19 protein-coding genes are annotated in these 20,893 nt (G+C 63.8%); 9 read left to right on the top strand and 10 right to left on the bottom strand.

Annotation, left to right across the window (positions count from 1 at the left end; all coding sequences use genetic code 11):
* Positions 1 to 117: 117 nt before the first annotated feature.
* Together FJW05_RS14360 and FJW05_RS14355 are read right to left on the bottom strand one after the other, a co-directional pair.
* Entirely contained in the window at positions 118 to 1,692 is a 1,575-nt protein-coding gene (locus tag FJW05_RS14360; RefSeq protein ID WP_140633109.1) for an NAD(P)/FAD-dependent oxidoreductase, read from the bottom strand.
* Positions 1,679 to 3,298 (bottom strand): NAD(P)/FAD-dependent oxidoreductase, encoded by a 1,620-nt coding sequence (locus FJW05_RS14355; RefSeq protein WP_140633107.1) that lies wholly within the window; start codon positions 3,296 to 3,298, stop codon positions 1,679 to 1,681. Before FJW05_RS14355 ends, FJW05_RS14360 begins: the two co-directional genes overlap by 14 nt.
* A 251-nt stretch (positions 3,299 to 3,549) precedes the next feature.
* Here FJW05_RS14355 and FJW05_RS14350 point away from each other — a divergent pair, with 251 nt between their 5' ends.
* The 5 genes from FJW05_RS14350 (at position 3,550) to FJW05_RS14330 (ending at position 8,709) form a co-directional block, all read left to right on the top strand.
* The gene (locus tag FJW05_RS14350) at positions 3,550 to 4,344 is read left to right on the top strand and encodes a methyltransferase domain-containing protein (RefSeq protein WP_140633104.1); all 795 of its coding nucleotides are present in this window, start codon (positions 3,550 to 3,552) and stop codon (positions 4,342 to 4,344) included.
* 6 nt (positions 4,345 to 4,350) lie between these two features.
* Positions 4,351 to 5,037, top strand: a complete 687-nt coding sequence (gene betI / locus FJW05_RS14345) for a transcriptional regulator BetI (RefSeq protein ID WP_140544267.1) — start codon at positions 4,351 to 4,353, stop codon at positions 5,035 to 5,037.
* An 80-nt stretch (positions 5,038 to 5,117) separates the two neighbouring features.
* On the top strand, positions 5,118 to 6,200 hold the full coding sequence (locus tag FJW05_RS14340) for an ABC transporter substrate-binding protein (RefSeq protein WP_140633101.1): 1,083 nt from the start codon (positions 5,118 to 5,120) through the stop codon (positions 6,198 to 6,200).
* 137 nt (positions 6,201 to 6,337) lie between these two features.
* On the top strand, positions 6,338 to 7,414 hold the full coding sequence (locus tag FJW05_RS14335) for an extracellular solute-binding protein (RefSeq protein WP_140633098.1): 1,077 nt from the start codon (positions 6,338 to 6,340) through the stop codon (positions 7,412 to 7,414).
* The gene (locus FJW05_RS14330) at positions 7,411 to 8,709 is read left to right on the top strand and encodes a flavin monoamine oxidase family protein (RefSeq protein ID WP_140633095.1); all 1,299 of its coding nucleotides are present in this window, start codon (positions 7,411 to 7,413) and stop codon (positions 8,707 to 8,709) included. Before FJW05_RS14335 ends, FJW05_RS14330 begins: the two co-directional genes overlap by 4 nt.
* Here FJW05_RS14330 and FJW05_RS14325 read toward each other — a convergent pair.
* Genes FJW05_RS14325 through FJW05_RS14315 form a run of 3 tightly spaced genes read right to left on the bottom strand, consistent with a single transcriptional unit; the run spans position 8,673 to position 11,519 of the window.
* On the bottom strand, positions 8,673 to 9,746 hold the full coding sequence (locus FJW05_RS14325) for an ABC transporter ATP-binding protein (RefSeq protein WP_140633261.1): 1,074 nt from the start codon (positions 9,744 to 9,746) through the stop codon (positions 8,673 to 8,675). The genes FJW05_RS14330 and FJW05_RS14325 overlap by 37 nt on opposite strands.
* A 37-nt stretch (positions 9,747 to 9,783) precedes the next feature.
* Positions 9,784 to 10,605 (bottom strand): ABC transporter permease, encoded by an 822-nt coding sequence (locus tag FJW05_RS14320; RefSeq protein ID WP_140633092.1) that lies wholly within the window; start codon positions 10,603 to 10,605, stop codon positions 9,784 to 9,786.
* Positions 10,602 to 11,519, bottom strand: a complete 918-nt coding sequence (locus FJW05_RS14315; protein WP_140544275.1) for an ABC transporter permease — start codon at positions 11,517 to 11,519, stop codon at positions 10,602 to 10,604. Before FJW05_RS14315 ends, FJW05_RS14320 begins: the two co-directional genes overlap by 4 nt.
* A gap of 290 nt (positions 11,520 to 11,809) precedes the next feature.
* On the opposite strand from FJW05_RS14315, the gene FJW05_RS14310 reads away from it, so the two are divergent.
* A complete protein-coding gene (locus FJW05_RS14310; protein WP_140633089.1) occupies positions 11,810 to 13,228 on the top strand; it encodes an aminotransferase in 1,419 nt (472 codons plus the stop codon).
* Positions 13,229 to 13,279: 51 nt separating this feature from the next.
* Here FJW05_RS14310 and FJW05_RS14305 read toward each other — a convergent pair whose 3' ends face one another.
* Positions 13,280 to 14,482 carry an aromatic ring-hydroxylating dioxygenase subunit alpha gene (locus FJW05_RS14305; RefSeq protein WP_140633086.1) on the bottom strand — a complete coding sequence of 401 codons (1,203 nt, stop codon included), beginning with the start codon at positions 14,480 to 14,482 and terminating at the stop codon, positions 13,280 to 13,282.
* Positions 14,483 to 14,958: 476 nt separating this feature from the next.
* Between FJW05_RS14305 and FJW05_RS14300 the strand changes: the two genes are divergently transcribed.
* Positions 14,959 to 15,468, top strand: coding sequence for a hypothetical protein (locus tag FJW05_RS14300; RefSeq protein WP_246673425.1), 510 nt, complete (start codon positions 14,959 to 14,961; stop codon positions 15,466 to 15,468).
* A 173-nt stretch (positions 15,469 to 15,641) separates the two neighbouring features.
* Here the strand turns inward: FJW05_RS14300 and FJW05_RS14295 are convergent, their stop codons facing one another.
* On the bottom strand, positions 15,642 to 17,744 hold the full coding sequence (locus tag FJW05_RS14295; RefSeq protein WP_181164946.1) for a sensor histidine kinase: 2,103 nt from the start codon (positions 17,742 to 17,744) through the stop codon (positions 15,642 to 15,644).
* 153 nt (positions 17,745 to 17,897) lie between these two features.
* A complete protein-coding gene (locus tag FJW05_RS14290) occupies positions 17,898 to 18,626 on the bottom strand; it encodes a response regulator transcription factor (protein ID WP_246673423.1) in 729 nt (242 codons plus the stop codon).
* A 93-nt stretch (positions 18,627 to 18,719) separates the two neighbouring features.
* Here FJW05_RS14290 and FJW05_RS14285 point away from each other — a divergent pair, with 93 nt between their 5' ends.
* Positions 18,720 to 19,421, top strand: a complete 702-nt coding sequence (locus FJW05_RS14285; protein ID WP_140633083.1) for a response regulator transcription factor — start codon at positions 18,720 to 18,722, stop codon at positions 19,419 to 19,421.
* A gap of 75 nt (positions 19,422 to 19,496) precedes the next feature.
* Here the strand turns inward: FJW05_RS14285 and FJW05_RS27440 are convergent, their stop codons facing one another.
* Both FJW05_RS27440 and FJW05_RS14280 read right to left on the bottom strand, forming a co-directional pair.
* Positions 19,497 to 19,661, bottom strand: coding sequence for a hypothetical protein (locus FJW05_RS27440; RefSeq protein WP_181164944.1), 165 nt, complete (start codon positions 19,659 to 19,661; stop codon positions 19,497 to 19,499).
* Between the two features lie 35 nt (positions 19,662 to 19,696).
* The gene (locus FJW05_RS14280; protein ID WP_246673421.1) at positions 19,697 to 20,059 is read right to left on the bottom strand and encodes a hypothetical protein; all 363 of its coding nucleotides are present in this window, start codon (positions 20,057 to 20,059) and stop codon (positions 19,697 to 19,699) included.
* A 314-nt stretch (positions 20,060 to 20,373) separates the two neighbouring features.
* On the opposite strand from FJW05_RS14280, the gene FJW05_RS14275 reads away from it, so the two are divergent.
* Positions 20,374 to 20,829, top strand: a complete 456-nt coding sequence (locus tag FJW05_RS14275) for a L,D-transpeptidase (protein WP_140633080.1) — start codon at positions 20,374 to 20,376, stop codon at positions 20,827 to 20,829.
* The last annotated feature ends 64 nt before the right edge of the window (positions 20,830 to 20,893 follow it).

Raw genomic sequence — 20,893 nt, 5'->3', positions numbered from 1 at the left:
GTCGCAAGAAAAGCGCCGACAGATCGAGCTGCTGATCTCCCCCGTCGTGGGGGAGATGGCCGGCAGGCCAGAGGGGGGCGCCATGGAGCGCGACTTCAGCGATTTGCAAAAGCATCTTCATGCCCTCATCGCGATGATGCGGCGCGCGGCGTTGAGGCCGGGCGCGCCGGAAATGCCGCCGCCCGGATGCGAGCCGGCGCCGGCAAGGAACAGCCCTTCGAGCGGCGTGTCGTAGCCCGACCAGCCGGAGACCGGCCGTGACATCAGCATCTGGTCGGCCTGCAACTCGCCGTGGTGCCAGTGGCCGCCAGGCATGCGGTAGCGCGCCTCGATGTCGGCGGGCGTCAAAAGCTCGGCATGGCGGACGGTTGCGCCGATGCCCGGCGCATAGGTCTCGAGCTGCGCCATCATCGCCTTGAGGAAGCGCGGCTTGCCGGCGGCCCAGCCCTCTCTCAATGCATAAGGCGCGTATTGCACCACGGCCGAAAGCACGCAGGCGCCGGATGGGGCGAGCGATGGGTCGGCCAGGCTGGGCAGCGTGATCTCCATCACCGGCTCGGGCGAGAACTCGCCATATTTCGACGGATTGAAGGCGCGCTCGACATGGTCGGGCGAAGGCGCGACGACGAGGCGGCCCTTGTGGCCGGCGGCGTCGACGCCCGAAAATTGCGGCGGCCGGTCGAGCGCCAGATGGAGCTTGGCCGCATCGCCCTTCATGCGGATGTTCTTCACCTTGCGCACGAAGCCGGTGTCAACCTCGCGCGGGCCGACAAGATCGAGGATAGTCGTCGCCGGGTTGATCGCGGAGACGACGATCTTGGCCTGCAGCGTTTCGCCGCCCTGCGTGACGACGCCGACGGCGCGGCCCTTCTCGACGATCACCTTGGCGACTGGCGAAGCCGGGCGGATCGAAACGCCCGCCCTATCCGCCGCCGCGCGGATGGCGGCGACGACAGCGCCCATGCCGCCTTTCGGCTGGATCTGCGCGCCGGCAAGGCCGCCTATCTCGCCGGCAAGCTTGTAGTAGAGGCCGAGCAGCGAAGTCGGCGAGCGCGGCCCAAGATGTGAGCCGAGCGTCGCGTCGAAAGCAAGCAGGCCCTTCAGACGGTCGTCCGACAGCTGCTCGTCGAGCAGGTCGTAGACATTCATCAGAAGCACGCGCAGGAAGTCGCGCATGTCTTCCCTGCCGAGCCGCTTCAGCGCCAGCGCGGTCTGGCCGAGCCCGGTCATCTCGGCCAGCGACATGCCGCCAAGATCAGGCGGTCGGCGCGACAGGAAAGGCTTCAGTACGCCGGCATAGCGCAGCAATTGCGCGCGCAAATCTTTCCAGGCGGACTGTTCCGAAGGGCTGGCGCCCGTCAGCACCTCGCCATAGGCGCCGTGCAGCACCAGCGGACCGTCTCTCGACAGCGCAACCGACGGCACGAAGTCGCCGCACTCTACCGTCAGTCCCTGGCGTTCCAGCTCCAGCGTCTTCACCACATCGGGATGCAGTCGATTGAGCAGATGCGCGACCGCGGAGACGCGGAAGCCCGGCGCGAATTCCTCGGTGCGCGCGGCGCCGCCGACCTCGTTGCCGGCCTCGAGCAGCAGCACCTTGCGGCCGGATTTGGCCAGCGTTGCGGCGGCGACGAGGCCATTATGGCCGCCGCCGATGACGATGGCGTCCCAGCTCAAATCAGATGACGTCATGGGCAGGGCTCATATGCAGGGTTGGCTTGGCAAGATCGCGCAGGATCTCGGCGGCGGCATTGCGTCCGGGCGCGCCCATGACGCCGCCGCCCGGATGGGTGGAAGAGCCGCACATATAGAGCCCACTGAGCGGCGAGCGGTATTGCGCGTAGCCCGGCACCGGGCGGTTGAAGAGCAGCTGGTCGAAGGTGAGCTCGCCCTGAAAAATGTTGCCTTCGGTGAGGCCGACCTCGGCCTCGATCTCGCGCGGCGTTCGCACTTCCATATGGACGATGCGGTCGCGGAAGCCGGGCGAATAGTCGGCGATCTGCGCAATCACGCTTTCGGCGAAGCCGTCGCGGTCGGCATCGGTCCAGTCCGCCCCCCTTATCCTCGGCGGCGCGTATTGGACGAAGCAGCTCATGAAATGCTTGCCCGGCGGCGCCATGGTCGGGTCGAGCGTCGTCGGGATCATCATGTCGAGGAAGGGGTCGGCCGACCAGTGCCCGGCCTTCCAGTCGTCATAGGCGCGCTCCATGCGCTCGATGGAATCGGTGAAATGCATGTCGGCGCGGTAGACCGGCGAATCCTTCGGCAAAGCCGGGAATTCGGGCAGGGAATCGAGCGCGATGTTGACCTTGCCGGATGAGCCGCGAATTTTGAAATTGCGGACGCGGCGCAGGAAGATGTCGGGCAGTTCCTTCTCCTCGACCAGCTTCAGGAAGGTGCGCTTGACGTCGGCATTGGAGATCACGAGCTTGCCGTAAATCTCCTCGCCGCCGGCAAGCACGACGCCCTTTGCCCTGCCGTTCTTCACCAGCACGTGGTCAACCTCGGCGCCGGTGCGGATGGTGCCGCCCGAGGCCTTGAAGGAAGCGGCCAGCGCCCTGGTGACGGCACCCATGCCGCCGCGCGCATAGCCCCAGGCGCCGACCGAGCCGTCGACCTCGCCCATATAGTGGTGGAGGAGCACATAGGCCGTGCCCGGCGACATCGGGCCGAGCGCCGTGCCGATGATGCCGGACAGCGCGAAGTTCGCCTTGATGACGTCGGTCTCGAAATATTCGTCGAGGAAGTCCGAGATCGACATCGTCCAGAAGCGCAAGGTCAACGCCATCTCCTCGGCCGAGAGGCCGGCGAATTTCCTGCCGAGATAAAGCAGCTCGCCAAGGTCGCGCGGCCTGAAGCTCGTCGGGTCGGGCGCGGTGCGCATCAAGAGCGGCTGGATGAAGCGGCACTGCCTCGTGACGTCGCGCGAATAGCGGTCATAGGCCTCGGCGTCGCGCTTCGAAAAGCGGGCGAACTCGCGGCGATGCGCGTCATGATCGCGGTAGTTGGCGAGGTAGTCGCCGTCGCGCGTGAACACCGCGCCGCCTTCATAGGAGATCACCTGCAGGCCGAAGCGCGGCAGCTCCAGGTCGCGCATGATCTCGGGCCGGAACAGCGAGCAGACATAGGAACAGTTGGAATAGAGGAAGCCCGGCGTCAGCTCGCGGCTGGTGGCCGCGCCGCCGACCCAATCGTTCTTCTCGACCACCAGTACGTCCAGCCCGGCACGCTGCAGATAGCAGGCGTTGACCAGCCCGTTATGGCCGCCGCCGATGACGATCGCGTCCCATGCCTTCATGCGCGCCGAACCTCCAGCCGGTTGCCCTATCTGCTTGTTTCTCCGCAATTCCGGAAAACCGCGTCACGCTTTTCCTGGAATTGCTCGGTGCGTCTTGTTCCCGATTGCCCGAATTTGGCACGGATCACAGTTTTTTGTCCAGCCATATTGAATGAATGTTCAACAAATGGTGTTGCGTTTTCCCATTGATGCGCTAGGCTTTGCCTTGATTTCTGGATTGATCCGCATCGGCATTTGAGGTTGAGGATCCGATGATCGAAACGGCCGACGCCGAGCCGGAATATGACGACACCGCCATCCGCTTCCTCGAAGCGCTGTGGGGCGAAGGCTACCTTTCGCCGGGTGGCCCGGAGGAGGTCGACCGCGTGGTCGAAGGCCTCTCCCTCAAGGGCAAGACGATCCTCGATATCGGCTGCGGCGCCGGCGGCATCACGCTGCATCTGGTGGCAACGCACGGCGCGGCTCGGGCCACCGGCTTCGATGTCGAGAAGCCGGTGATCGAGACTGCGAGGCGAGGGGCGATCAGACAGGGCCTCGATGACCATGTCGACTTCGTCCAGGCGCCGCCGGGGCCGCTGCCTTTCACGGACGCCTCCTTCGACGTCGTCTTCTCCAAGGACGCGCTTTTGCATGTGCCGGGCAAGGACGCGCTGTTCGCCGATATCCTTCGCGTGCTGAAGCCTGGCGGGGTGTTTACGGCGTCGAACTGGATGATTTCGCATGACGGCGAGCCGTCGCCTCAGATGAAGGCCTATGTCGCGGCCGAAGGGCTCTCCTTCGCCATGGCCTCGCCGGCGCGCTATGCCGAAGCGATGCGGTGCGCCGGCTTTACCGACATCACCATCCGCGACCGCAATCCGTGGTACCGCGAGGTCGCGCGCGAAGAGCTTTCGCGGCTCAAGGGGCCGCTCTATGCGCAGGCCGCGGCAGCGGTCGGCGCGGCCTATGTCGACAAGAACATCAAGACCTGGGAGGCGATGCAGAAGGTGCTTGACAGTGGCGAGCACCGCCCCACTCATCTGCGCGGTTGGAAGCCGGTCGGATAGCCGGCAATGCTGGAGATCGTCACACCCATGAAGACTGCAGAGGCGAGCGATGCTCTCCCCGAAACGGCGCGGAAAGGCGACGCCGAAAAGCGTGGCCGCAAGGCCTCGAAAGAGGTCCGGCGACTGCAGCTGATCGAGGCGACGATCGATTCCCTGGCCAAGCGCGGCTATGCCGAAACGACGATGGCTGACGTGGCCGACGGCGCGGGCCTGTCGCGCGGCATCGTCAACTTCCATTTCGAGAGCAAGGAAAAGCTGCTGATCGCCACGCTGCAGCACATGTATGACGAATATTCGGCGCATTGGCGCACTTCCCTGCAGAAGGCGGGCGACGATCCGGCGAGACAGCTGCAGCATCTGGTATGGGCCGATTTCGACCGCTCGATCTGCAACAAGCGCAAGCTTGCCGCGTGGCTTGCCTTCTGGGGCGAGGCCAAGTCGCGGCCGACCTACCAGGCGCTGAGCAGCTCGCGCGACGCCTATTACCAGCAGGTCTTCATCGATCTCTGCGCGACGCTCAAACAGAGCGGCAACTATACCTATGACCCGCAGGTCATCGCGCTGGCGCTCAGCGCCATGCTCGAGGGCTTGTGGCTGCGGCTGATGATGGGGACCGAGGACACCACGCGAGAGACCGCATTGCAGGCGGCGAATGCGTTCTTGGCCGCCGCCTTCCCGAAACACTTTGGCTAAGCAAAAGATGGGGCTAGCAAAAACCGGGGACAGCAACAGCCGGCCAACAAGACCGGCAAACCAAAAGAGGATGGAACAGCATGAAGAAACTCAGCCGACGCCTGACATTGACCCTGGCGCTTGGGAGCGCGCTCGCCGCTTCGGCGGCGGCGTTCGCGGTCGCCGCCGACAAGGATCTGATCGTCTTCGACTGGTCCGGCTATGAGGATCCGAGCTTCCACGGCAAGTATGTCGAGAAGAACGGCGATTCGCCGACCTTCGCCTTCTTCGGCGACGAGGACGAGGCCTTCGAAAAAATCCGCTCCGGCTTCAAGTCCGATCTCGGCCACCCATGCTCGCAGAGCGTGGTGAAGTGGCGCGAGGCGGGGCTGCTGCAGCCGCTCGACACGTCCAAGATCGCAGGCTGGAAGGATCTCAACCCCGGCATCATGGCGATGAAGGACCTTGCCACGACGTCCGACGGCAAGGCCTGGTTCATGCCGTGGGACTGGGGCAACACCCAACTTACCTACAATTCCGACAAGATCGCCGAAAAGGACGTGCAGTCGCTGAAGGCGTTCGCCGATCCGAAATACAAGGGCAGGGTTTCGATCGGCGACAATGTCGACGACGCCTACGCGCTGGCCAGCCTCGCCATCGGGCTCAAGGACTGGACCAAGATGACGGACGACCAGTTCCGCCAAGCATCCGATTTCCTGCGCCAGGTGCACAAGAATGTCCGCTCCTACTGGACCGACACCACCGACATCGTGCAGCTGCTTTCCGGCGGCGAGGTCGACCTCGCCTGGGCCTGGAACGATGCGACCGTGCAGTCGGTCAAGGCCGGCGTGCCGATCAAATCCAAGAAGGACACGGACGAAGGCATCTCGACCTGGGTCTGCGGCTACGTGCTGTTCAAGGACGCGCCCGGCAACATCGACAAAGCCTATGACTATCTCAGCGCCGTCAACGATCCCGAAGTCGCCAAGACGCTGGTCAAGGACTGGGGCTACGGCCAGGCCAATGCCAAGGGCATGGCCGGCGTCGATCCTGCGGTCCTGAAGGAAAAAGGCTACGACGACGTGGAAAAGTGGGTGAACAAGACGCTGTTCCAGCAGCCGCTGCCTTCGGAGCTCAAGCTCAAGATGATCGCCGAATTCGAGAAGATCAAAGCCGGCTATTGAGTGCTGTGGAAACGACCGACCGCTCTTGATTGAAACGGCGTAGCGCCGGCGGCTGGAGCCCGACCAGGCGGGCTCGCCAAAACCGGGGAATTCTCTTAACCTCCCCCATACATTCGCGATGGGGGAGTTCTCGCGCCATGACATCCGTGCTTCGCCGCCTCGCCTTGGCCGCCGTCGTCACCACCGGCGCGGGCTCCGCCTATGCGCTTGCCGAAGGCGGCGGCGATCTCGTGGTCTTCGACTGGTCCGGTTACGAGGACCCGCTGCTGCATCCGGCCTATACCGCCAAACACGGCGCCGAGCCGACCTTCTCCTTCTTCGGTGATGAGGACGAGGCCTTCGAAAAGATGCGCGCCGGCTTCAAGGCCGATATCGCGCATCCCTGCTCGCAAAGCGTGGTGAAATGGCGCGAGGCCGGTCTGCTGCAGCCGCTCGACACCTCGAAGATCGCCGGCTGGAAGGATCTCAATCCGGGCATCATGGCGATGAAGGATCTCGCCACCACCGCCGACGGCAAGGCCTGGTTCATGCCTTTCGACTGGGGCAACACCTCGCTGCTCTATCGCACCGACAAGGTGACGGCGGACGAGGCGCAGTCGCTGAAGATCTTCGCCGATCCGAAATTCAAGGGCCGCGTCACCATCGGCGACAATGTCGATGACGCCTATGCGCTGGCGAGCCTGGTCATCGGGCTCAAGGACTGGACCAAGATGACCGACGAGCAGTTCAGACAGGCTTCCGCCTTCCTGCGCGACGTGCACAAGAATGTCCGCTTCTACTGGACGGACGACACCGACCTCAACCAGGCCTTCACCGGCAACGAAGTCGATCTGGTCTGGGGCTGGAACGAGACCTATGGGACATTGAAAGGTCAGGGCCTGCCGATCGCCATGAACCGCGACACCAAGGAAGGCATCTCGACCTGGGTGTGCGGCTATGTGCTGCTCAAGGATGCGCCGGGCAAGCTCGACCAGGCCTATGATTTTCTGAGCGCCGTCAACGCGCCGGACGTTTCGGAGTATATGGTGAAGACCTTCGGCTACGGTCACGGCAACAGCGTGGGCATGGCGGCGATGGACCAGAAGCTGCTCACCGAACGCGGCTTCGACAACCTCGACAAGTTCCTCGACAAGACGCTGTTCCAGCAGCCGGTGGCGCCGGATCTGAAGCAGCGCATGGTGGCCGAGTTCGAGAAGATCAAGGCCGGCTATTGAGCAGCGTCATCGAAAGGACCGACATCGTCATCGTCGGCGCCGGCTTCACCGGCCTGTCCGCCGCGCTCGAATTGAAGCGCGCCGGCATCGATTTCCTTGTGCTCGAGGCGCGCGACCGCGTCGGCGGCAGGGTAGAGGCCGTGCGCAATGGGCTCGGCGAACTGGTCGACAGCGGCGGCCAGTTCTTGTGCGTGGACATGCCCGAAGTGATGGCGCTGGCGAGGGCCCACGGCAAGACCTTCGTCGAGACCTATGTCGAGGGCGAATTCATCACCTATCCGTCGATGACGCCGGCGGGGGCGGAGCGGAGCTATCATGTCGCGAGGGCAATCCGCGAGCGCATGAACGGGATCGAGCCGGACGATCCGTCGATCGCCGGGTTGACAGTGGCGACATGGCTCGAGCGCCAGGCGGACACGGCCGACGCCAAGGCAGCTTTTCGTTCGATGATCGAGGGCCTGTGGTGCCTGCCGCTGGACAAGGTGCCGTTGTGGTACCTGATCGACAATGATCGCCGCATCACCAACGAAGTGTTCGAGCTGCAGTATTTCCTGCGCGAGACGATGCAGTCGCTGGCCGATGATCTGGCGGCAGATCTCGGCGACCGCCTGCGGCTGGGCGAAGCCGCGACGCGGATCGAGCGCCGGCGGCAAGGCATTCGCGTCGTCTCGATCGGCGGCGTTGTCGAGGCGGGCGCGGCGCTGGTCGCCTTGCCGCCGGCGACGGCCGCGAAGCTCGATTTCGCGCCGTCTTTGCCGACTGAGCTGGCGAGCGCGCTCGGCGTCTGGGAAAGCGGCGCGGTGATCAAGATCTTGGTGCGTTACGCAAAACCTTTTTGGCGCGAGCGCACCTTGAGCGGCATGGTCATGTGGCGCGACCAGCCGGGGCTGTTTGCCTGCGACGCCAGCACGGATGCCGACCATGCCGCGCTTGCCGTCTTCGTCGGCGGGCCGCTGGCGCTGCGCTGGCATGCGCTCGGCGAGGCGGCATTGCGTGCGGAAATCACCGCGAGGCTTGTCCAGGCGCTCGGCCCGCGGGCCGCCGACATCGTCGATTTCAGCTCGCGCGACTGGACGCATGACCGCTGGAGCGGCGGCGCCTATAGCGACCTCATCACCAATGTGACCGCACGCGATGCCGAGCGCGTGATCCTTGCCGGCGCGCCGCCGGTCTATTTCGCCGCTTCGGAAGTGTCGCCGTCTTTCCCGGGCTATGTCGAAGGCGCGATCGTGGCGGGGCGCATCGCTGCTGCAAAGATTCAGTCCGCCATCGCCACCAGCGCCTCGGGGTCGTAGGCGAGGCGGATCGGCGCGCCGACCGGAATGTCGTCGGCGCCGAAATCGTTGGTCTCGGTCACCGAAAGCGGCTTTTCCAGTCCGGGGATCTCGACGATCAGATGCGTGATCTCGCCGAAATAGTGACGCTCGACGACCTTGCCTGAGACCTCGAACTTCGCCGTCGCGTTGTCCCATAAAACACGCAGCCGCTCGGGCCGGATGCCAAGCGTGGCCGCGCCGCCATTGCGCACGAAAGCCCTTGGCTTGTCGGCCCTGACACGGCCGAAACCCAGTGTGTCGAGCACCAGCGAAGCGCCGTTTTCCTCGACGATCTCGGCCTTGACGAAATTCATGCCGCCGAGGAAATCGGCGACCTGGCGGTTGACCGGGCGCTGGTAGATTTCCTTCGGCGAAGCGACCTGCGCGATCTTGCCGCCGAACATCACGGCGATGCGGTCCGACATCGCCAGGGCCTCGTACTGGTCGTGCGTCACCAGCACGAAGGTGATGCCGACCGCCTGCTGCAGACGGCGCAGTTCGACCTGCATCTGCTCGCGCAGCTTCTTGTCCAGCGCCGAAAGCGGCTCATCAAGCAGCAGCACCTTGGGCCGCATGACCAGCGCGCGGGCCAAAGCCACGCGCTGGCGCTGGCCGCCGGAGAGCTCGGTGGCACGGCGCTTGCCGAGCCCGGTGAGCGAGACCTGCGCCAGCGCTTCCCCGACGCGGTGCTTCTCCGCGCCGGCGTCGAGCTTCAGCCGCTTCAGGCCGTAGGCGACATTCTGCTCGACATTGAGATGCGGGAAGATCGCATAGCTCTGGAAGACCATATTGGTCGGCCGGCGGTTGGCGGGAATGCCGTCCATCGGCTGGCCGTCGACGGCGATCGAGCCGCTGGTCGGCTTGTCGAAGCCGGCGATCATGCGCAAAAGCGTGGTCTTGCCGCAGCCGGAAGGCCCGAGCAGCGAGAAGAACTCGCCCTCCCTGATCGCCAGCGAGGCATTGTCCAGCGCCTTGAACGATCCGTAGCTGCGGGTAACGTCGCGGATCTCGATCATGGTGCGATCGGTTTGGGTGCGCTCGGACTGGACCCGCTCAAGCATAGAGGCCTCCCTCGTTCTGGGTGCGTCTCGCCGCGCGGCGGCGCAGGATTTCGGCAGTCGTCATCAGCAGGAACGACGCGAAGAGCAGTAAGGTGCCGAGCGCCAGCACGCCGGGAAGCTTGGCCGCGAACCGCAACTGGCCCCAGATGTAGATCGGCAGCGTCGCCTCGGTGCCGGTGAGGAAGAAGGCGATGATGAATTCGTCCAGCGAGATGGTGAAGCAGACGAGCAGGCTGGAGATGATCGCCGGCGCGACCATCGGCAACGTCACGCGCCGGAAGGTGCCGAACGCACTCTCGCCGAGATCGGCGGAGGCCTCCTCGAGGCTGCGGTCGAAACCCTCGAAGCCGGAGGTCAGCACGGTCATCGAATAGGGAATGCAGACCAGGACATGGCCGAGCACCACGGTGAACAGCGACAGGTTCAAGCCCAGCTGCAGCATGACCAGCAGCATCGAGATGGCGACGATCACCTCCGGCAGCACCAGCGGCGCCATAATCAGGCCGTTGATGGCGCGGCGGCCCGGGTAACGGTAGCGGGTGATCGAGCGGGCCGCGAGGATGCCGAGCACCGTCGACAGGATCGAGGCGGAGACGCCGACGATAAGGCTGTTCCAGGTAGCGTCGATCAGCGCCGGCGTGCGCGGCAGGTCCTCGTACCAGTGCAGCGTCACGCCCGAGAGCGGGAATTTGGGCGTTGCCGCGGTGTTGATCGAGAAGATCGGCAGGAAGATCACCGGCAGGTAAAGAAACAGCAGATAGAGAACGGCATAACTCGACAGCCAGTCGGGCAGGTAACGTCTGATCGCCGTCATCGTGCCAGCCTCTGCAGGGCGCGGAAGACCAGCACAGTGGCGCCGGCCATCAACGAGACGATGATCATCGTGGTTACGGAAAGTGCTGCACCCAGCGGCCAGTTCGACGCCTTGCCGAATTGCGCCTGGATGGCGTTGGCGATCATGACGCCGTCCTTGCCGCCGACGAGCTTCGGCGTGACGTAGTCGCCGACGGTCGGGATCATGACGATCAGCGCCGCCGAGATGACGCCGGGCGCCGACAGCGGCAGGGTGACGCGCAGGAAGGAGCGCAGCGGCCCGTCACCGAGATCGGTCGCCGCTTCGACCAGGGTCCGGTCGACCTTCTCCAGCGACACGAAGATCGGCAGGATCGCGAAGGTCGCCCAGGCATGGGTCAGCGTGATGATGACGGCGGTGGAATTGTAGAGTAGCGCCGTCGACGGCTCGTCGATGATGCCGAGGCCCATCAGGCCGGAGTTGAGCACGCCGTTGTAGCCGAGGATCACCTTCCACGACATCACGCGCAGCAGGTAGCTGGTCCAGAACGGGATGGTGATGAGGAACAGCCACAGGCTCTTGTGGCGGCCGCCATGGAAGGAAATGAAATAGGCGATCGGATAGGCCAGAGCCACGGTGAGCAGGCTGACGGTCAGCGAGATGTAGAGCGAGCGCCAGAGCAGGTCGCGGTAAATCGGCTCGGTCAGCGCGATCCGGTAATTCTCCAGCGTGAACGTGTGGTCGATGGTGAGGTAGTTCTGGGTCCAGAAGGAATGGGCGATGACGACCAGGATCGGCAGGACGAGGAGAATGAGGGCGTAGACGAAGGTGGGACTGATCAGGGCAAAGCCCTGGACGGCTTCCGACTGCAGAAGGGGACTTCGTCTCGATCCCGCCATGCGCAACGGGGGCGACCCTTCCGCGGCAACCGTCATTGCAACGCTCCGGGCGTGATTTCGGTAGCTGGCTCGGACTGTCCCGCCATGCGCCTTCCCATTCGTGGCGCCGGCTGCCTGTTCCCGAATTATGCTTGGAGCGCGATCGCTCCTTGGCTTGCCGGCTTTCTTTCATCATGAGCGCATCCGCCGATTGAAATCAAGCGCTATTTCTGCGATATTGATTGAACGGATATTCAAAATGAAGTGATGAAAAGCCGAATTTCCATGGTTTTCCATATCGTTGATATCCGACGAAAATCTGACAACCCTGGCGATGCGAGGCGAAAATGGCGGCTCAAAGCAAAATCAAGGCAAGCGAACTCATCGATGCCGGCGATGACGACGCGGTCGAGCTCGCCAAGCGCCATCTCTTGCAGCCCTGGCCCTATGCCGGCTCGGTCGGCAACGAGGCGCGCGCGCTGATCGGCGAGGGTCACGGCATCTACATCACCGACGCTTCCGGCAAGCGCCTCATCGACGGCCCGGCCGGCATGTGGTGCATCAATGTCGGCCATCGCCGCGAGGAGCTGGCCAAGGTCATGTACGACCAGGCGATGGCGCTCTCCTACAACACGCCTTGGTATACGATGAACGCGCCCTCGGCCGAGCTTGCCCGGCGCATCGCCGATGCGGCACCTGGCGACCTCAGCCACACCTTCTTCACCACCGGCGGCTCTTCGGCGGTGGAGACGGCGCTGCGCTTCATGCAGTTCTACAACAATGTGCGCGGACGGCCGGAGAAGAAGCTGATCCTCAGCCGTGGCGGCGCCTATCACGGCTCGACCTATCTGTCGGCCTCGCTCAACGGCCGGCCGCGTGACCGCGACTGGATGGACGGCGCCGACGATCTGGTGGTCAAATTGTCCTCGCCCGACCCGTTCCGGCGGCCGAAGGAGATGAGCATCGCCGCCTTCGCCGATTTCCTGGTCGACCAGTTCCGCGACACCGTCGCGCGCGTCGGCGCGGAGCGCATCGGCGCCTTTGTCGGCGAACCGGTGCAGGCTTCCGGAGGCGTCATCGTGCCTCCGGACGGGTACCTGAAGCGTATCCGCGAGATCTGCCGCGAGAACGACATCCTCTATGTCTCGGACGAGGTGGTGACCGGCTTCGGACGGCTCGGCCATGTCTTTGCCTCCGGCGACGTGTTCGGCATTGACCCGGACATGATCACCTTCGCCAAGGGCGTCACGTCGGGCTATTTCCCGCTCGGCGGCGTCATCATCTCCGAGCGCCTGCTCGAAGAGTTGCGCCGCTCCAACCATCCCGATGCGCTGTTCGGCCATGGGCTCACCTACACCAGCCATCCGATCGGCTGCGCGGTCGCGCTGAAGAATCTCGATCTGCTGGAAGAGGGCGTGCTCGCCCACACGCGTGAAATCGCGCCCTATTTCCAGGCGCGACTGAAGACGCTGGAAGAGCTGCCGCTGGTCGGCGAGGTGCGCGGCGTCGGGCTGATGGCTTGCGTCGAATGCGTCGCCGACCGCGACAGCAAGGATCCGCTGCAGCTCGACAAGAATGTGGGCAAACGCATCGATGCGCATTGCCACGAGCTAGGGCTTCTGGTGCGGCCGCTGATCAATATGTGCGTGATGTCGCCGCCGCTGATCATCAGCCGCGAGCAGGTCGACGACATGGTGGCGATCCTGCGCGAAGGCATTTCGCGGACTATGGATGACCTCAGGAAAGAGGGTGTTTGGCGGGGGTGATTGGCCAATCTCCCCCACAAGGGGGGAGATCAGCAGTTCCGGCGCCTCGCTCTACCCCCTCGACCGCAGCGCGTCGTTCAATCCCCAAATGTCCTTTTCCTCGGGCGCCGTCTCCAGGTTCAGAACCGGGATCTGCCTGCGCAGGTGGTCGTGGTGGGTGCGCACGCCGTATTCGAGGTCGGAGAGGTAAAAGCCCTCGAAAGCTTCCGACAGCATGGATTCGTTCGACCACACCGAGAGCTGCACGTCCTCGCTCATCGTGTCGCGGTCGATGCGATAAGCGAGGTAGCGGGCCGCTGCCTGTTGGCGCGTCTCGTTCTTGTAGCGGTAGATGGCGCCGCGCAGCAGCGTCTCGCCGGTCGACAGCGGGAACTCCTGATAGAACTGGACGGATTCCGGCATGATCGACAGCGCGTTGTTGGGAAAGATGCCGTAATAGATCCAGGCCTTGCGCAGATGCTCCGGCAGATGCGTGGCCTCAGGCCCGAGCTTGATGTACTCGCGAACGCTCCAGCGCCGTCCGGCGTACGGATTATAGGTGGCGAAGGATCGCGACACGCCATTGATAAAGGGCTCGTCGAAATAGGTCGCGCCATAGAGGTCCTGCAACGCAGGGTGCGCCATGGCGACGTGGTAGCCTTCATTGTCGACGTCGCGCACCGACTTCCAGTTGACGGGCGATTTCTGGGTCCAGATGCCCCAGGACGGGACCATGTCGGCGACATTGTAATGCGCCATCTCGGCCTCGATCGGCTTCAGCAGCTCGGCCACCGAAGGCTGCGGGCCGCCCTTGCGGAAGCGGATGAAAATGAAGCCCATCCAGATTTCGAGGTCGAGCGGCATCAGGCCGAACTCGGTCTTGTCGAGCTCGGGAAAGGAGCGCGGACGGGCAGCACCGCGCAGCGTGCCGTCGAGATTGTAGACCCAGCCATGGAATGGGCACACCAGGGCGTTCTTGCAGGTGCCCTTGCTGTCGGCGACGACGCGGCTGCCGCGGTGGCGGCACATGTTGTTGAAGGCGCGCACGACGCCGTCCTTGCCGCGCACGATCAGGGCGCGTTCGCCGACGACATCCATGGTCAGATAGTCGCCCGGTTTAGGCACGTCGGAAACATGGCCGGCGATCTGCCAGTGGTTGCGGAAGACATATTCCTTCTCGAGCTCGAGAAGGGCGTTGGAATGGTAGCTCCACCCCGGCAAACCCCGCCGGTCCCAATCGTTGGGGATCGCCACGTCACGGAGGTGCGGGTTCATGGATATGCTCTGCTTTTTGTTGAATGCTCATTCAATATAAGCATATTTTGCATTGAAATGCAATGGCTTGTGGAAATGTGCAAATTCGATGGCGGCGAATCCGGCCCCGCCCGAGCTGGAAAAATCCCGGAAAATCCGGGTCTTAATCGAGGAAGCGGAACGGCAATTCAGAAGGCGGATACCCGTCTCGGAGAAGGCCTGTTTCGATGGTCACGGGCGTGCGTAGACAGCGGCGGAGCGCTCGATTCAGGCGTTGCTGTGTGAGGCTGTTTACAGTCGGGCCGGCGCGGCAGGCGCATATCTGCGCTGACCATTTCGATGGCCGCTCGAATGGTTGCCTCGGATTGAGAAGGCTGGCGCGTCCGGCATCTGTTTCAATCCTGTTACACAGGCAATCATCGCCGACCATCCGGCAGTTACCTGGTGCGATTATGTTCGTTTCATAGCAAAAAGAAAGATAACGAAGGGAACAACCGATGTTCGCGAAAGTTCGCGCCGCTGATGCCAACCGCCGCCTGGGCGCCCCGGAACGCAATGACCGCCGGCCGAAGCTTGCGCTGCGGCAGCGCGCCAGCGACCATCCGATGGCGATGTTCATGCTGATCGGCGCCTGCGCCTTTGTCGCCATGTTGGCCGCGCCTGCCTCAGGGCCGGCTTTCGCCTCGATCAATCCGCCGGCCAATGTCGTCGAGGGCGCGCAGACCACGCTCAAGACCGCCCGTCTGCCGGAATCCACGATCGACTTTGCCTGCAAGGGTCAGAACTGGGGCGCCGAGAGCCTCGAGTGCCTGCGCGCCATCGCCGAGCAGTCCGGCCAGCACAGGGAGCGCGCGGTGCGCATGATCGCCAACGCCGCGCCGCTCACCAACACGCCGAACGTTTTTTTAAGACCTCCCCTGAGCGCGCCCTCCTGCGCTCCAGTCAGGCTCCCGCCGTGGAAATCGGTCGGGAGCCTCTTTTTTTCGACCCTGTCCATATTCGGGTGAGGCCGGCCTGCGAACGATGCATTCCTCCGCTTCCGGTACTCGCGTACCTTAAGTACGCTCCGTTCCGGTTCTCGGAATACACCGTTCTCGGCTCAGCCTGACCCGAATCTCGACAGGGCCTATGGCGGTGCGAGCTCAAAGCTCGGCCACGCCTCTTCAGTTGCGATCTCAGCCTAGATATGGGCGCCGTTGTCGGCGGCGGCTTCGTCGGCAATGGTCGAGAGGATGCCGCGGACGTCGAGCGTCGAGAATGGCTTTTCCAGGATGTGCGGGCGCTGCTGCGGCGGCAGCGCTTCGATTTCCGCCTTGGCGCCGATCAGATCGCCGGTGACCAGCACGAAGCGCTGCGCCAGCGCGGGCCGCTGAGAAAGCAGTTCGCGGTAGATCGCAATGCCGCTGATGCCCGGCATGCGCAGATCGGAAAAGACGATGTCCGGCGGCATATAACCGTTCAACACGTCCGCCGCCGATGTCCAGCTTGCCACGACGCGCGACTTCACGCCCATCAGCTCGAGTATGTCGGACAACGAGCCGGCGACGTCTGGCTCGTCGTCGATCACCAGCGCATGGCGCAGCCCGCTCGAACGCGCCGGACCTTCGCCGGGCGCGGCGCTGCCGCCCGCGATCGCCGGCAACTGCACGACGAAGCGCGCACCTTGCGGCTCGACCTCCTCGAACCAGATGTTGCCTTTGTGACGCTCGACGATCGATTTCGAGATCGACAGGCCGATGCCGGTGCCGACGCCGACCGGCTTCGTGGTGAAATAGGATTCGAAGATGCGCGAGCGGATCGCCGCGGGGATACCCGGGCCGTTGTCCTCGACGGAGAAGCCCGGATTGTCGTGCTCGTTGCGGAACGTCCGCACCTTGATGCGCCGCTCGCCGGCGATGCCTGCAAGCGCATGCTGGCTGTTGATGAGGAAGTTCGCCGCGACCTGCGTGACGTGGTCGGCGTCGGCCATGGCAAGCAGCGGCCCGCCCGCGAAATCGGTGTCGATGATGATGCCGCTGGAGCGCGCGCCATAGGCGGTGACTTCGAGCGCCGAGCGCACCACCTGGTTGAGATCGGTCTCGGCCTGCTCGGTCGGGTGCAGGCGCACCATCGACAGGAAGCTCTTGACGATGCGGCCGCAACGCTCGGCGGCGGCGCGCACCTTCTCGGCGCGGACCTTGGTCTGCGGATCGCCGGCGAATTCGTGCAGCAGCGTCGACTGCGCCACAACCACCGCCAGCGGGTTGTTGAGCTCATGCGAGACGCCGGCAAGCAGCGAGCCCATCGCCGCCATCTTCTCGTTCTGGTGCAGCTTCTCGCGCTGGCGGTTGATCTCTTCCTCGGCCTGCAGCTTTTCGCGCAGGTCGCGGATCGAGCCGAAGATCAGGCGGCGGTCGGCAACGCGCATCTCGGTCGCCGTCAGCTCGATCGGGAAAATCTCGCCGGCAGCGTTCTGCGTGACGGTCTCCAGCCGCTGGCCGACCATCGGCGCGCCGCGGCCAGCCATGTATTCGGCGCCAGAGGCATAGCCTTTGCGGTAGTATAGCGGAACGATGGTATCGAGCAGGTCCTTGCCAAGGATTGCGCTGCGCTGGAAGCCGAACATCTTCTCGGCGGCCGGATTGAATTCGATGATCGAACCCGTCTCGTCGATGACGATGATGGCGTCCAGTGAGGCCTGCAGCATGGTGCGGCGGATCACTTCACTGGCATGCGCCTCCGATGGCGAGCGCTCGATGGCATCGCCGATCGCCAAAGCGATGATGTGCAGCGTCGCTTCTTCCTCATCCGTCCATTCGCGCTCAGCGATGCAGTCATTGATGGCCAGCGTGCCCCAAAGGTGGCCATGCGCGAACACGGAGACAGACAGGAACGACTTGATGTTCTGCTTCTCGAAATCGGCCCGCAGGAAACCCTCGAGGTCGCGCGTGTGGCCGGAGAAAATCTTGCCTTGCCGCTCGTCTTCCTGCAATTGCTCCAGCAGCGAGTCCGAGTTGATGATCGACTGCATGATCACCGTGGGCGAGGCCAGCTCGCCGCCGAAGTCAGGGTCGATCCAATAGGCGGCGACGGGCTGGGCGAAGCCTTCGCCCGGCAATTCACGCAGGCGGAAGAGAATGCCGCGCTGGCAATCCATCTTGCGGCACATCGTCCCCAGTATGTCGTCCATCTCGCGCTGCCAGTCGCCTGCCTCGCGCAGGCGGCGCACGACATGGACAGCCGCCATCGCGGCGCCGCCGGGACGCGAGCCATGCATATCGGGGCGTGCTGCATCAGCAGTCATGGTCATCCAAGGCCCGGACGTCGGTCGTTCAGAGCGTCCCTTCGTTCCACGGAAACGGCGAACCGCTCTACCGCTTTGTTTTGACGCAATTCCGGACGGAAGGCTACGGCCAAGGCGCCGAGCCTAGCCGTTTCACGCCATTCCCGGAATGCTCTAGTTGGCGTCGCCGCTCGGCAGCGAGAAGATATAGCCTTCGCCGCGCACCGTGCGCAGGAATTTCGGATTGGCGGGGTCGGCCTCGATCTTCTTTCGCAACCGCATGATGCGGATGTCGACCGCGCGCGAGGATTCCGGATCCTCGACGAAGCCGATCGCTTCCGAAATCGCCGCTCGCGTCAGAAGCCGGTTGGCGCGGGTAAGAAAAACCTCGAGCACGTCGAACTCGCTCTTGGCCATCTCGATGACCGCGCCATTGGCGCCGATGACCAGACGGCCGTCGAAATCGGCCTGGAAGCCGCCGAAATTCACGAAGCGGCGATTGCCGGTTTCTGCCTTCGCCGCCTGCGGCTCGGCCGGCTGCGGCACGCGGCGCAGCACGCTGCGCACCCGCGCCAGCACCTCGCGCAATTCATACGGCTTGACGATATAATCGTCGGCGCCGAGCTCCAGCCCGACGATGCGGTCGAGCGCGGTGCCGGCGGCCGTGGCGTAGATGACGCCGATCTGCGTTTTCGAGCGCAGCCAGCGGCCGAGCGACAGCCCGTCCTCGCCAGGCATGGCGATGTCGAGGATGGCGAGGTGGAAGGACTGCGCCTCGAACTGCGCGCGCGCGGCGGCCGCATTCTCGGCTGTCACGACGTCATAGCCGCTGGCGCCGAGATATTCGGCCACAGCCTCCCTCAGATCCGGTTCGTCCTCGACGACGATGATGCGTGCCTTCACGACGAGCTCGCTCCCGCTTTCAGCGGAAAGTAGATTGGGTATAAACATGATGTCCAGCACTCATCTCGAGTTGTCTGTGGCGGGGTGAAGAAAATGGCCGCACGATCCGTCATTGCGCTTGTGTCCGTCGCCGAGGTGGTGGCCAAAAATCTCGCCGACCATCTCGAACGGCGCGGGCACGATGTGCGCCAGGCGCGCCAGCCCTGGGAGGCGGAGACGCTGCTTTCGGCCGGCGGCATCGATGTCGTGGTCGTCGGCGACGACGTCACCCAGGCCGAGGGCCGCGAACTGCTCAGGCGTTACAGCAGCCAGGGCGGGGGTGGCGAGGGCGGTCCCGACTTCATCCTGATCTGCCGGCCGCGCGACCTCGTCGACAAGGTGCTGGCGCTCGAGCTGGGTGCCGCCGACGTCATCGAAAGCCCGCTCAACGTGCGCGAGCTTGCCGCGCGCATCGGCGGCCTGCTGATGAGACGCGGCAGGGCCGGCGGCGAGCTGATCGTGCTGGAAAACGCCACCGTCGACCTGCGGTCGGCCATGGTGATGCATCACTCGGGCGCGGAGGAGCAGCTTTCCCCGGGCCAGGTGGCGCTGCTCAAGCTGTTCCTGGCCAGCCCGCGCAAGGTGCTGACGCGCGACGACATCATTGCCGCGGCGCCGGCCGAGAATGCCGACGCATTCGACCGTTCGATCGATTCGCGCATCGTGCGGCTGCGCCGCAAGCTCGACACCGAGACCATCACCACCATCAGGGGCGCCGGCTATCGTTTCGATCCGCCGGTTCCACGCAACGAGTAAGCTTTGATCAGCGAGGCTTTTGAGCATCGGATTCCCCAAAGCGGTGGTCATTCTGGGTCCGACAACGCCTGGCGTTCAGCGCACGACGATAACCGAGGGTCCAGTTGGAACGTTCGCGCTGACTGTTATCCCGGCCTGGGCGCGCTCCTTTAGCAATACAGTCGCAAGAGCGGCAAAGCCCAGCAAACCCTGCGCGTAAAGCAGCGCGGAAAGCACCGAGGCGGCAAATTTCGTCTTCATCTCTTCAAATCCCCAATCTCGAAATCGTCGGTGCTTCAGGAAACTCCCGAAGCGCCCGCGCCGCTGACGGAGCCCCCCGCTGCGGCGCGGGCCTTCGGTCCTCTCGGCAGCAAGTAGCCGGAGGGGCCGCGCGTCCTCATCAACCGGAGGCCGACCCGCCAGAAGGCCTTCAGCCGGTGGACGCGCAGGCTGGACAAAATCCAGACCGTGGCGATGAACAGAGCCATGTGCAGCGTCGAAACCTCGCCGGAAGTCATCGCCGCCAGCGTCGTCGCCGGCTTGCTACCGAGCCGGCGCCGCCGAGCACGATCGCCGCGACGCTGATCCTGGGAAGCCAGGAGCGGAGTTTCGATTTCCTGCCCACTTTCGTTTGCGGATGTCTGTTCCCGTTGCGTCAAATCTGACGCCGGCCTGTATCCAAATCATGCCGCCGGAGACGCACTTTGTTGCAAGTCGGTTTCGAAAATGAGCCCAAGTCTTTCATATGCGGACGAAATGAACTTTCGTTTTTGGCTTAAGCCGATTGTACGACGCCTGACCGCCACGTCTCGAAGAGATCCGCGGTATCGTTCAACTGGTCCCGTTGTTAATTTGTGGAAACGAATTCGAAACAGAAACGAGCATCAAGCGAAATAGGTCTGAAACGGACGAGCACGATAAGAGCCCATCGAAATTGAAGCCGGACACAACGGCAAAAAACAGAGGGATCGTCATGCACTGCGCCAATTCCGCCAAGCTCATCAACATCACCGCCGCCGCGCTCACTGGCGCGGCGCTGCTCTTCGGCGCCGGCAACGCCGCCCACGCCAACCAGATCGTCGCCAAGGTTTCGCTGTCGCAGCAGATCATGGAAGTCACGGTCGATGGCCGTCCGACCTACACCTGGAAGGTGTCGACCGGCGACAAAATGCACATCACGCCGACCGGCTCGTTCAAGCCGACCCGCCTGCATGAGATGTGGTATTCGAAAAAATACGACAACGCACCGATGCCGCATTCGGTGTTTTTCAGCGGCGGCTACGCCGTCCACGCCACCTATGCCATCAGCCGTCTCGGCCGTCCCGCTTCGCATGGCTGCGTGCGGTTGCATCCCGATGCAGCGGCCGATTTCTATCAGTTGGTCGAGGTGTTCGGCCCCGGCAACACCAGCATCGTCATTGTCAAGTAAGGCTTGGCCAAAGTAACCGGCTGGGTAAGAGTAGCAGGCAGGTTGCCGCCTTCCAAGATCGCGA

The sequence above is a fragment of the Mesorhizobium sp. B2-9-1 genome, assembly GCF_006439455.1.
GTDB lineage: Bacteria > Pseudomonadota > Alphaproteobacteria > Rhizobiales > Rhizobiaceae > Mesorhizobium.
The sequence above is the reverse complement of the archived record's forward strand: the minus strand, read 5'-3'. Positions and strand labels throughout refer to the sequence as shown.